At 42.3% G+C, this 12,480-nt stretch carries 10 protein-coding genes; 3 read left to right on the plus strand and 7 right to left on the minus strand.

The features are described 5' to 3' along the window. Positions 1 to 21: 21 nt before the first annotated feature. The 3 genes from AN394_RS11700 to AN394_RS11710 all read right to left on the minus strand — a co-directional run bounded on the left by AN394_RS11700 (position 22) and on the right by AN394_RS11710 (position 2,405). Entirely contained in the window at positions 22 to 252 is a 231-nt protein-coding gene (locus tag AN394_RS11700; protein ID WP_054562555.1) for a helix-turn-helix domain-containing protein, read from the minus strand. Between the two features lie 451 nt (positions 253 to 703). After that, complete coding sequence (locus AN394_RS11705; protein ID WP_054562554.1) at positions 704 to 1,717, minus strand: zinc-binding alcohol dehydrogenase family protein; 1,014 nt, start codon at positions 1,715 to 1,717, stop codon at positions 704 to 706. Positions 1,718 to 1,973: 256 nt separating this feature from the next. Next, positions 1,974 to 2,405, minus strand: coding sequence for a MarR family winged helix-turn-helix transcriptional regulator (locus AN394_RS11710; RefSeq protein ID WP_054562553.1), 432 nt, complete (start codon positions 2,403 to 2,405; stop codon positions 1,974 to 1,976). Positions 2,406 to 2,528: 123 nt separating this feature from the next. Between AN394_RS11710 and AN394_RS11715 the strand changes: the two genes are divergently transcribed. Next, a complete protein-coding gene (locus tag AN394_RS11715; RefSeq protein WP_054562552.1) occupies positions 2,529 to 2,957 on the plus strand; it encodes an organic hydroperoxide resistance protein in 429 nt (142 codons plus the stop codon). Between the two features lie 27 nt (positions 2,958 to 2,984). On the opposite strand, the gene AN394_RS11720 is transcribed toward AN394_RS11715, so the two are convergent. Further along, positions 2,985 to 4,718 (minus strand): GMC family oxidoreductase, encoded by a 1,734-nt coding sequence (locus AN394_RS11720; RefSeq protein ID WP_055021596.1) that lies wholly within the window; start codon positions 4,716 to 4,718, stop codon positions 2,985 to 2,987. 25 nt (positions 4,719 to 4,743) lie between these two features. Further along, the gene (locus tag AN394_RS11725) at positions 4,744 to 6,177 is read right to left on the minus strand and encodes a coniferyl aldehyde dehydrogenase (RefSeq protein WP_055021597.1); all 1,434 of its coding nucleotides are present in this window, start codon (positions 6,175 to 6,177) and stop codon (positions 4,744 to 4,746) included. Between the two features lie 107 nt (positions 6,178 to 6,284). Here AN394_RS11725 and AN394_RS11730 point away from each other — a divergent pair, with 107 nt between their 5' ends. Both AN394_RS11730 and AN394_RS11735 read left to right on the plus strand, forming a co-directional pair. Next, the gene (locus AN394_RS11730) at positions 6,285 to 7,289 is read left to right on the plus strand and encodes an AraC family transcriptional regulator (RefSeq protein WP_054562549.1); all 1,005 of its coding nucleotides are present in this window, start codon (positions 6,285 to 6,287) and stop codon (positions 7,287 to 7,289) included. 116 nt (positions 7,290 to 7,405) lie between these two features. Continuing rightward, a complete protein-coding gene (locus AN394_RS11735; protein ID WP_054562548.1) occupies positions 7,406 to 9,529 on the plus strand; it encodes a methyl-accepting chemotaxis protein in 2,124 nt (707 codons plus the stop codon). Between the two features lie 317 nt (positions 9,530 to 9,846). Here AN394_RS11735 and AN394_RS11740 read toward each other — a convergent pair whose 3' ends face one another. Both AN394_RS11740 and AN394_RS11745 read right to left on the minus strand, forming a co-directional pair. Next, the gene (locus AN394_RS11740) at positions 9,847 to 10,161 is read right to left on the minus strand and encodes a hypothetical protein (protein ID WP_054562547.1); all 315 of its coding nucleotides are present in this window, start codon (positions 10,159 to 10,161) and stop codon (positions 9,847 to 9,849) included. A 498-nt stretch (positions 10,162 to 10,659) separates the two neighbouring features. Further along, the gene (locus AN394_RS11745) at positions 10,660 to 12,132 is read right to left on the minus strand and encodes a diguanylate cyclase (protein WP_055021598.1); all 1,473 of its coding nucleotides are present in this window, start codon (positions 12,130 to 12,132) and stop codon (positions 10,660 to 10,662) included. Positions 12,133 to 12,480: the final 348 nt, after the last annotated feature.

Raw genomic sequence — 12,480 nt, forward strand, 5'->3', positions numbered from 1 at the left:
TTTTAACCATACAGAAGTTATTTAGCTGAAGCTAGCTAACTCCATTTCTACATTACGTAGACTTTGTTGAAGGCGCTTCTGAGTGGCAATTAAATACGCTTTTTGTTTGTTCTGTTTAACTTGTTGCTGTCGTGCGGCTTTGTATAACACACGCTTAGGAATGTCGTACTGCTCAGACGCTTCAGTGATTGTTAGTTGATGAACCGAAATTTTTTTAAGCGCTTCAATAAATGCGGGGTCATTATTTAACATAGCGACGCTCCAAATCAGCCACATTATGCGGATCGTTTGCTTCATGCATATGCCATGTGCTGATGTCTAATCGCCAAAGTAGATAAAGAGTGTGAAAGAAGTTAGTCACGTTAGTCTCCTTGTTAGTGCCAGTTCATACTCACTATTGGAAGATCTGTGCCAAACCTTTATTAAAATTAAATGCATTAAAAATCAATTGGTTAATATTCAGTGGTAAGGGCGTCCCCAAAAACAGGCACTAAAATAGTGAAAGGCAAGCGTAGTAATGCACTTTAATGATGCGTGTTTTTATTGTTGAGCAAGGAAGTACGCGATGTAAAATCGCTGCTACTTGCTCGCCCCTCGCCCCTCGCTTCTTTACTCTCGTATCTCGCTTCTCGCATCTCGCATCTCGCATCTCGCATCTCGCTTCTTTACTCTCGCTAACTTTCCCCTCGCAACTTTCCCTTCGTTACTCAAACCCCTCCAACACAAGCTTTCCGCGAGCTTTATGAGATTCTAAAATCCCATGGGCTTTAATAAGGTTTGCTACGTTTATTTTACCTAAATGCTCACCCAATGTTGTTTTGATTGTGCCGTTATCAACTAAGGTCGAGAGCTCAGAAAGAAGCTGATGCTGGGCAATCATATCATCGGTTTGGAACATTGAGCGGGTATACATAAACTCCCAATGCAACGAAATACTTTTACGCTTTAACTTTAAAATATCAAAGCTTGCAGGGTCGTCGATCAGTGCCAATTTACCTTGTGGCTTGATCACTTCCATAATGCTATCAAGGTGTTGGTCGGTGTGCGTTAAGCTCACTACGTAATCAAATTCATTCAGATCGGCCGCAAGACGTTGCTCGTTAAGGTTTTTGCTATGATCAAGCACATGATCAACTTCTAAGTCTTTAAGCCAGTTGGCGCTTTCTTCTCGTGCGGCGGTACCAACAACTGTTAAATTGGTAAGCTGTTTGGCAAGCTGCACTAAAATTGAGCCTACACCACCTGCGGCACCTATCACTAATACAGAGGCTGGCTTATTGCTTTTAGATTTTTCAATTTGTAAACGGTCAAACAATAACTCCCATGCCGTAATACTGGTTAATGGCAGGGCGGCTGCTTCACTATTACTGAGGCTTGTTGGTGCAAGACCGACAATGCGTTCATCAACAAGTTGCAGCTCAGCATTACTGCCTTGGCGCGTTAAGTCGCCAGCATAAAACACACGATCACCGACATTAAATAACGAAACTTTGTCGCCAACAGCTTTAACGGTTCCCACGGCGTCCCAGCCAATAACTTTGTAGCCATTGCCTGGTGACACATTGGCGCGAATTTTAGTATCAACAGGGTTTACTGAAATTGCTTCTACGGCGACAAGAATGTCGTGACCTGTCGCAACGGGATCAGGTAATTCAATCGCTTGTAATGATGAGTCCGATAACGTTGGGGTTGCTGTAGTGTATCCAAATGCTTTCATGATGGTGTCCGTATTGATGAGTTTTGAACACTATAGCGTATAGAATTATATTAAAAAGAGGTTTAGATACCAGCTCGCAATAATACGTAATCATTTTGAGGGAGCAAACCTGTCGCTACCAGCGTTAAAAATTTCTCATTTAGAACAACTAAATAACGAAATTTTTGCCTTGTTATCAACGAGGTTTTCTTGCCTCAAAAAGCCCACTTTATTAAGCAAGTTGGTATTATCCAAATTCACTTTCAAATAATTTTTGTTAATTAAGGTCACTATTTACTAAATCGAGTAACTCAATCAGTTGCAGTGCTTGTTGTTCGTTAATGCTTGGGAAGCGACAACGAATTTGCGACGGTATATCGGCAGCTTGATCTTGCATCGCCTTGCCTTTGGCTTCGAGCTGCACGAGTCGTTTGCGTTTATCTTGGCTATCTTTGGTGATCGACAACAATGCTTTATCGCTCATTTTTTTCAAAATTTGCGTCATTGCACCACCATCAATGGCGGTTTTTTCAAGTAATTCAGCAATGCTGATCTGATCTCTTTCCCACAGCGCCATCATCACTACGTATTGCGGGTAGGTTAAATCTAATTGATTAAGAGAATCTCTATACGCACGGGCAATCCCATTCGATGCCATATATAAGCGATGGCATAGCTGGTTATCTAATTTTAGCTGTGGGTATTTCATACTCGATCCTCAAAATTCAATACGTGTATTTTAATTTGCATGCAAAGTATTTGCAATCCCGAAAAAGCTGATCTAATATATTTTGCATGCAAAGTATATTTTCACTCAATTAGGAGAGTAATCATGAAAGAACTACAAAGCGTCGCATACACAGCAAAAGCAACAGCAACAGGTGGCCGTGAAGGCACAGCAAAATCAGATGATGGTCGTTTAGATGTGGCACTATCAACTCCTAAAGGGTTAGGTGGTGATGATGGTCAAGGTACAAACCCTGAGCAATTATTTGCAGCAGGTTACGCGGCTTGTTTTATCGGTGCATTAAAGTTAGTGGCTGGCCAAGCAAAAGTTAAATTACCTGCAGATACTCACATTAACTCTGAAGTATCAATTGGTCCTATCGAAGGTGGTTTTGGTATTGCTGTTAAGCTTGCGGTATCGGTAGGTGATCTTGATAAAGACACTGCTCTTGCACTGGTTAATAAAGCGCACGAAGTATGCCCATACTCAAACGCAACGCGTGGTAACATTGCTGTAGAATTATCAGTGATCTAATTGCTATTTATCAAAATAGGCCGTGCTTTATGCACGGCTTTTTTGTTTTTCAGCAATCGATTTTGCTAAATCACCTGAACCAGTAAGCGCTGATACTAGGCCTTCGCGTGGTTCACTAAATTCTATTGGCTTTATCTTGCTTGCTCGGGCTGCATCGAATACCGGCACTTGGCTCATTGCATATTCCGACAATGCGGTAATGGTTAATGATGGGTTTACCCCTAAATTACCCGGTATGATTGAGCCGTCAATAACTCGTAGGTTTTGATAGCCGAACACTTCTCCAGAGCTATCAACTACGCCGTTAGAGGCATCAGTTCCCATGGCGACTCCACTCATTATATGCGCCGTCATTGGGGCACCAAAGAGCACTTCAGATAAGGCTGAGCCCGGCACGCCACCGAGTTTTTCGGCGTAGAGTTTGGTTGCTTCTTCTGCTTTTGGAAAACTAACACTAAGCGGCGTGTCATTGTCTTTTTGCACCGCAGTAATGCCGTTTTTAAATAATCGATACCATTTACGTCGCCATTCAAGGTGAATAAACGCCTCTGATTTTTGCATCACCAAAAATAGAATCGAGCTGCGGGCTTTACCTTTTGGCCGCAAGACTTTGGCTGTTTTTATTGGATGGCGCAGTGTATTAACTAAAAACTTAGCAATACGCTTGAGGCCTTTTCCAGTCACCATAGGAACGTAAGGTAAATATAGCCATGTGCCATCGGCGCCTTCCCTAAACCGGCAAATTTCAATATTGGTGTCTTTGTCGACCGAAATAAATGAGCTGATCGCAACACCATCATCAACTTTTTTAATGGTGTTGTTCGCGGTGGTGAGGGTTTCTGAATTAGTGCGAATTTGCTGACCTAGCCAAGCTGAAATATTGGGCAATGTTTTGTCTTTATCGCGCATTTTTAAAAGCAAAGGCACGGTGCCCATGACCCCTGCGCTTAGCACAACGCCACGTGTTGTTAGCGTATAAATATGGCTGTTGCGATGACTGGTATCTTTAATCTTAATTTTGTATCCGGCGCTGCCATCTGCATTGAGCGGGGTGATTTTGATTACTTCAGAGCTGGGTCTTATCTCTACGCCATTGCGCTCGGCAAAGTACAGATAGTTTTTCATTAAGGTGTTTTTGGCATTATGGCGACAACCAATCATGCAGCTACCACAGTAATGGCAGGTATTTCGCCTTGGACCATCGCCATTAAAGTATGGGTCGGGTAGCTCTTTGTTATAGGCTTCGCCGGGTTTTGCAAAAAGTACCCCAGTGTTCACGGTTTTGAATGAGTCACCTTGACCCATCTGCTCGGCAATCTCTTTTAGTGTGTGATCGGCAACATTGGTATAAGTATTTTTGGCACTGCCTAACATGCGCTGTGCAAGGCCATAGTAGGGCTTTAGACTTTCTTTCCAGTCTGATTTTATTCGTGTCCACGCTGGAGATTGAAATACTTCATCATCAGGAATAAGGTGCACATTGGCATAAATTTGTGAGCCACCACCCACACCCACGCCATGCAGCACAGTGACTTTGCTGGTAAACGAAAATTGTATGCAGCCTTTTAGGCCAATTTCTGGCTGCCACATATAATTTTTGATATCTAGGTTGGTCTTTGGAAACTCCTTATCGTCGCGGCGTAGGCCTTTTTCGAGTACTAAAACCCGGTTGCCTTTTTCGCTTAGGCGAAGCGCACTAACCGAGCCACCAAATCCAGAGCCTATAATAATTTGGTCAAAATCAAATGTGTGTTGCTGCATTATTATCACCTGTTGGTGTTTATTATTATGAATTTAATTTACTTAAAAAGGCTAAAAGCTTATCGGCAAATCTACCGTAAGGCGGCATTAAAAATTTCACGCTCGAAAACTTGGCTTGATAAAACACCGGACGTAATTTTGAAAAGGTTAAAAAGCCTTCATAGCCATGGTAATGCCCCATACCACTGGCACCTACGCCACCAAAAGGTAAGTCGTGCTGACCGACATGAAAAAGGGCATCGTTAACGCTTACACCACCCGACATCACCTGCTCAATATAAAAGTTAATAAGCTGTCTGTCGTAGCTAAAAGGGTAAAAAGCTAAAGGCCTATCTCGCCCTGCAATATAATCAACGACCTGCTGCGAGTCTTGATAGGTTTTTACCATTAAAATAGGTCCAAATGTCTCGCGAGTATCAATGCTCATACTGTCATTGCTGTTTAAAATTAATGTCAGAGGCAGCTTTCGCGTATTGGCATCTGCCACTTGGTCGCTAAGCGTAATAACGTCAGCGCCGAGTTGCTTGGCTTCTTCAATACAGGTTGTAAGGCGTTTAAATGCGCGGTCATCAATAATGGCTGTGTAGTCTTGGCTATGAATATCTGGTACATGCTTTTTTGCCCAGCGTGTTGCTGTATCGATAAATAGCGCAAGTTGAGACTGATGCACAAATACATAATCAACATTGGTACAAATTTGCCCCGCGTTCATTTGTTTTACATACATGATGCGCTCTACAGCTTTTTGCATCGGGTAATCAGTCGCAATCACAGCAGGAGATTTACCACCTAACTCAAGGGTTACAGGCGTTAGGTTTTGCGCTGCTGCAGCCATCACTTTTTTACCGGTTTCACCTGAGCCTGTGAACATTAAATGATCAAAGGGAAGCTTTGAAAAGGCGATACCTACTTCACCAGTCTCACAGTAAAATTGCAGCTTTTCGGGTTTGAAATAGTGGCCTACAAGCTCCCCTAAAAGCGCACTTAAATGCCGAGAGTTTTCAGACATTTTAACCATCGCCTTGTTACCTGCTGCAAATGCAGCAGCTAATTGACTAAAGGCTAAATTTATCGGGAAATTCCACGGCACAATTAACCCTACAACACCAAGCGGCTGTGGAATAACTCGGTTTTTTGCCCCTAAATACATACGATGATCAACATGTCGCTTTTGCACTTTCATCCACTTTTTTAGGTGCTTTAAAGTGCTATTGATATCTGCACAGGCATTAATGATTTCGGCAAGTAAGGTTTCATGGCGAGAGCGATTACCATAGTCTTGATTAATAGCCTCGATAATACGTGCTTGGTTTTCAGTGATCATAGCTTTTAACGCAAGTAAGTGTTCACGTCTTTGCTGGTAGTTTTCATTACCCTCAGCTTTAGCGTGGCTGCGCTGCGCGAATAAGTCGGCCATTAAAATGTTGTCGATGTTTATCGGTTTTGCTGCAATGTTCATCTGTATGTTCTATTTGTCAGAGTTTGTTCTAGCATAAATAAATCACTTGCAGTTGGTTTGACTTTTTAGGACACTGAAATGACTCTTTAGGACAAAAGGCACACTGCGTGGAAAGTTTAATTCGCTCTTCTAGTTTAGCTGGGTTTGAGAATTTAGTGAGACAATATGGTGTAAACCCTATTACTTTGTTGGAGAAAGCGGGTATTTTACCCGCACAACTACGCGACCCAGACAGTTTTGTTGTTTACGCTCATTACCTTGAATTACTTGAACTTGCTGCCCAAGTGTGTGATGAGCCATGTTTTGGCTTAAAGCTTGGCGCATCACAAAGTATGAGCACTGTGGGCTTGATTGGTGCTTACATGTCTCGCCAACCTACGATTCTTGATGCCCTTAATGTTGCTCAAAAATACATATACCTGCATGCCGAAGGCATTGTGCTAAACCTTGCCTTATTTGGGCAAACGAGTTGTGAGGTCCGTTTTGTCCGACTCTCTGACGAAAAACACGAGTTTGAGCAAAAATCGCAGTTGGCAGTGTGTTTGGTCAATAAAATATTAAAAGAATTAGTTGGCCCGAAATGGCGCGCCGATAAAGTGTGTTTACGGCAATCTGTCGCGGTGAACCAGCGGCCTTTATTTAATAAAGTGCTAAATTGCGAGGTTGAGTTTAAAAGTGACGTTGATGCGATTTACTTTTCAAGCGCATTTTTATCCTATAAACCTCAGCTCAATGATGCCATTTTAGACACCTTAATAGCCGACCAACTTGAGCTGCAACGTCTTAACAAACTCCCCGATGAAATGCTGCAAATAGAAAGTGCGATGAAAATGTTGCTAGCAACCGGTGAGTGCAATAAAGAAAATACCGCCAAAAGTGTAGGGCTCCACCCCAAAAAGCTGCAACGTATATTAACCGAGCATAACACCAGTTATCGGCAATTGTTGGACGAAGTAAGAAAGTCAGAGGCAATGCGGCTATTACAAAAAAAGCATATAAATATGACCGACTTAGCACTGCGTTTAGGGTATGCGGAGCTGTCGATTTTTAGTCGTCGCTTTAAGCTATGGTTTGGTGTGTCACCCACCGAATGGCAGCAAAATTTGCGCTAACTTAACAAAGCGGCCTAATCACACTAAAACTCCATACTTTTTTTCTAATTGTCCCTGTAAAGTCATGCAAATGGTCTAAACTATTAGCAAACCTACAATAAAAACAGGAAATGTCGATGCGGCAGTTAGCATTAGCGAAAAAGTTATTATGGCTTACGGTAGGCAGTATATTTATTACTGTGTTTGTTTTATCGAGTGTTTTATGGTGGCAACTGTCAAACAGTAACCAACAGTTAGCTGCGCAATCAGAAAAGCTGATTGTTGCTGAAGTTGAAGACAAACTCGCCTCAAATGCTGCCGCATATGGTGAACAGGTTGCCGGATTTATTAATGAAGCGTACCGAGTGCCTTATTCATTTGCCGCTATTTTAGGCGATCATGATGCGGCAGGTACCTTAACTCGCGATGCTGTGGTTGAGTTGAATCGCTCTCTGTTACAAAAAAATACTATTCTTTCATCTATTTATTCGCAATTTGAAGCAAATGCGTTTGATGGCCGTGATGCTAATTTTATCAGCGGGTATGATCATTCTGTAGCAGGCGTTGGCACACTCGAAATCTATTTTACGCGCAACCGAGACGGCGCAATTGAACAACAAGTGGTTGACGATGTAGCTGAGAAATATGTCGATACGCTCAATGAATTTGGCCAGCGGGAAGCTGAGTGGTACTTGTGTGTAAAAGACACCAAAGTACCCTGCATTATGGAGCCCTACCTATACGAAATCACCCCAGGTTACTCTGAAATGATGACCTCTTTAACTGTGCCCATTCTTCGTGATAACGAATTTATTGGTGTTGCTGGGGTTGATTTAACATTGCCTGTATTTCAAAGCATGACTGAAAAGCTCTCAAAAGAGCTATATAACGGTAAAGCCCGCGTCACTTTATTAAGCTCACTCGATTTAGTGGTTGGGAGTAGCCATTACAAAGATAAGCTAGGCAGACCCTTAAAAGAGGCGGTGGCAAAAAGCACTTTAGACAATTACGTTAAAGCGAAAAAACAAAGTGGTGTATTTAAAGTCGGTGATGAGTATTTAGTTAACTATCCAATTAGCATTAAGCTTGCGAAAACACAGTGGAACTTATTGATTGAAGTACCCGCTGAGCTTGCCCTTGAAGGGCCGCATGCACTGGCAAATAGCATGAGTGAAAATGCCAATACACTAGGCGGCTTAATCTTGGTTACAGGTATTATTATTGCTGGTGCAGCCTTTGTTATCATGACCTTAGTGATCCGTACCATTGTGGCTCCATTACAGCAAATTCAACAGCGTGTTGATAACCTTGCCAGCGCTGAAGGTGACTTAACCCAAACCTTGCATGTTGATACCCACGCTGAGCTAATAGCATTGGCAACTGGCTTTAATGCGTTTCTTGCTAAATTACGTGATTTAATTGGTGAGCTTAAAAATGTATCAACGCAAACCAAAGAGCAGGCTCACTTAGCGACCAGTGTTGCTGTTGATACTAAGCACAACGTTCAAGCGCAGTTCCAAGAAATTGAGAGCGTAGTAACCGCCATGAATGAAATGAGCGCAACAGCACTCGAAGTAGCAAGAGCCTCAGAGCAATCAGCGCAACAAGCTGATGAAATAAACAGCCTTGTTGTGAGCAGTGAATCGAGCTTGTCGTCTGCGGTTACCCAAGTTAAAACCATGTCGGATGAAATCAAAGAGGCCAATCAAGCGGTTGAAAAAGTTGCGGCACGCAGTAACGACATTACACAAATTTTAGATGTGATCAGAACAATTGCAGAGCAAACAAACTTACTTGCACTGAATGCAGCAATTGAAGCGGCAAGGGCCGGTGAACAAGGCCGTGGCTTTGCGGTTGTGGCTGATGAAGTAAGGGCACTTGCTTCAAAAACACGTTCATCAACCGATGACATCAGTGGCCTAATCGACAGCTTACAGCTAGAAGTAGGTAACGCTTCTAAAGTAATTGAACAAGGAGTTGTGCGTGCACAAACCGCGGTAGATGAAACTTCCGTTGCATTTGATGCATTACACGAAGTTGTCGTCAAAGTGGACGAAATCACGCAGCAAATTACCCATATTGCAACGGCTGCAGAAGAGCAAAGCTCAGTTACAGAAGAGATAAACCGCAACCTGACGTTAATTTCAGATGCCGCATCGCAACTAGCTGAGCTATCTACCCAAGCCGGAGATGGTAGCCAAACACTCAATGCACTCGTTGCACAACAAGATGATGAGTTGAATAAGTTAAAGACGAAATAGTTTTAAGGTGCTAGGTGCTAGGCTCTAGGAGCTAGGAGCTAGGTGGCAGCTGCTAGGTGCTAGGTGAGAGATACGAGATACGAGGTTCGAGAAAAACGCGATGTAAAATCGCTGCTACAAGCTCGCCCTTAGCATCTCGTTTCTCGCCCCTAGCATCTCGTTCCTTGTAACTTTACTCTCGTAACTCGTAACTAATACCTTGTTTCGCCTGCCAAGCAAGCGTGACGCCTACAGGTTACAGCGGCTTTATGCCGCGACAAAGGGTAAAAATATCGTTATGCGATGAAGTAATCGAACCTAAAATCGATTAAGGGTGGTTATACATCGCTCGTAATTGTTAGATAATTATTTTTACCAAAAGTAACGTAATAAATGGGTAAAAATAGTCCCGATAGTAAGTTTCTGCTCATAGTGTTCGAAACAGTTACTTTATTTGATTGAATATCTTTGACAGAAAGTTTAGGGCTAGAGCACCAATCAATGGAGAACCAGATAAATTCAGCGTCATCAGGTATTGTGTAGTTGGCTAAAGAGTTGGGTTTGACTTTGCCGATTTTTTTAGAGTCGGCCCATAAAGTGTAATCTCTAATTTTATCATGATATTGTTTTGGTCTGTTTACTTCAATTTCCATTTGAACCTCACAAGGATAGTAATTCCATTAAACTTAACGGGCTTATAGCTCGTTTTCTTCCACAGTCAGTGTATTTTTAACAGAGCCGTTAATTAATTACTAGTCGTATAGTGCAAGGAGTCTTAAGCTCATTATCGCATCTCGCATCTCGCATCTCGCATCTCGCACCTCACATCTCGTAGGAATGACTTTAGTCATGAATAATTAACCACCACACAAAAGTTAAACCCTTGGACGTAGGCGTGAAACTTGTTTCGCGCGCCAAGCAAGCGTGACGCCTACAAGGTAGCAGCAGCTTTATGCCGCGACATGGGTGAGGTAAGGGCGATAGGAGAATAAAACGCGATATAAAATCGCTGCTACATGCTCGCACCTCGCATCTCGTACCTCGTACCTCGCATCTCGTAACTCGCACCTCGCACCTCGCACCTCGCACCTCGCATCTCGCATCTCGCACCTCGCACCTCGTCTCTCGTAACTAGCAACTCGAAACTCATTCTAACTACATTGCGCCTGGTTACGGCCTTGGTTTTTGGCTTGGTACAATGCTTTATCGGCGCGTTTTAACATCGATTCTATGTGCTGTTCGCTTGCTTGTAAGGTGCTTACGCCAATACTCACGGTGAATTTAACGTGTTTGTTGTCGGCGATGATGTCTTGTTGTTCGATATCGGCTCTGATCTTTTCTGCGATAGCAAAGGCTGTGTGGTTATTTGCCATAGGTAAAAATAAGACAAATTCTTCACCACCAATGCGTCCCGCAATATCTGATGCTTTGCTATGTTGGATGAGCTTATGTGCGGTGGTTCGTATTACTTCATCGCCAGTAGCGTGGCCAAACTTGTCGTTTATAGCTTTAAATTGGTCTAAGTCTAACAGTAATAAGGAGCAGGTACCTTGCGCGTCATGATATTTTGCAAACTGCTGATTAACCTTTTCGAAGAAACCACGGCGATTATAAAGTTGTGTTAAATGATCTGTCACAGATAAGGCTAATGCTTCATGCTTAGCACGTTCTAGCTCATAGGTTCTTTCTTCTACTTTTTGTTCGAGCATGGTGGTTAGTTTTTGTTGTTCTTTCTTGCGCTGAATAAATACGGCTTGAATGAGTAATACCGCTGAAAGAGTGAATAAAAAGAAAAACTGCATGGTCACTTCAGCTGTTTTAGGATGATGATAATAAAAATACCCCCAGCCTTGATTACTTCCGACCCAAGCTGCAAAAAACACCAACATATTCATGCAGCTGGTGGCGGTTGGTGATAACCGCGTAGCTGCATAAAGCAGCGGAAACAATAGTAATGCAGGTTGCAAAAATGGTAATGTCATGGTTGTGTATGCGGGGCCAAAAATAAAATAACACAACAAAACCACGGTCAAAGTTAGCAACAGAAGTTTAGAAAATTCACTAGGCGTGACCGGGTGCGGCCAATTTCGCCATAAAAAGTAAAGGGCTGGGGTGAATACAATCGCCGCTAGGGCATTGCTAATGCTCCAATTTAATATGCCAACATAGAAGCCATTAAACCACTCGATACTAACTAGCGAGTATATGCCCACACCGAAAAGCGCAGAAATCACGCCAATCGCAATGCAAGCAACAATAAACACTCTGGCTAAACTGGTGACGCTTGTCAGCAGTGTGTGTTGTTTAAGTTTTCGGTTAATTAGCCAAAATGCAGTTAAAGCAGCGAGAGTATTACCTGTGGTTGTTGCGGCATTTATTGCTATGTGTTTAAACGTGAATGGATTTAAGCCGCTGAGATAAAAGTAACAAAGCACAACTAAACAGGTGCCTGATGCAACGCCCAACCAGGCTTTACGACCAAATAACATCAAGCCTGCTAATGCGACTCCTGCTGGTGGCCATACCGCCAGTGTTTTTAACACTTGCATAGTAAACAAGCCAAACAGCAGATAAACAGAGCAAACAATGATATTAAATTGCCAAGGTTTGAGCTGTGTGTTCATACATCCCTTTATGTGCTTATGTAAGAAAGCCACCGACCGGCGAGTTAGTATTAATCAAGCTACTAATAAATTAGTATATTAGCAGTTGGAGAATAGGCAAATTAGATTAAACTAAAAGTGATTTTTCTCTAGTTGTTTGCTATTCATACAATTTATTAGACTAATAGTTAATGTGCTTAAAAAACAACCAAGAGCTTATTCTTTAAAAGGGTTTATTATCAGTAATTCAATAAATATCAATGCGTTAAGATTATATTCAGATGTTCTCAACTTATTAAAAACACCTATTTTATAAATTCATACCCGACCTTTTGCCTAATCGTGTTTTGTATCTGGCTGCTTTACCCT

It is taken from the genome of Pseudoalteromonas sp. P1-26, assembly GCF_001401795.1.
In the GTDB taxonomy this organism is placed as follows: Bacteria; Pseudomonadota; Gammaproteobacteria; order Enterobacterales; family Alteromonadaceae; genus Pseudoalteromonas.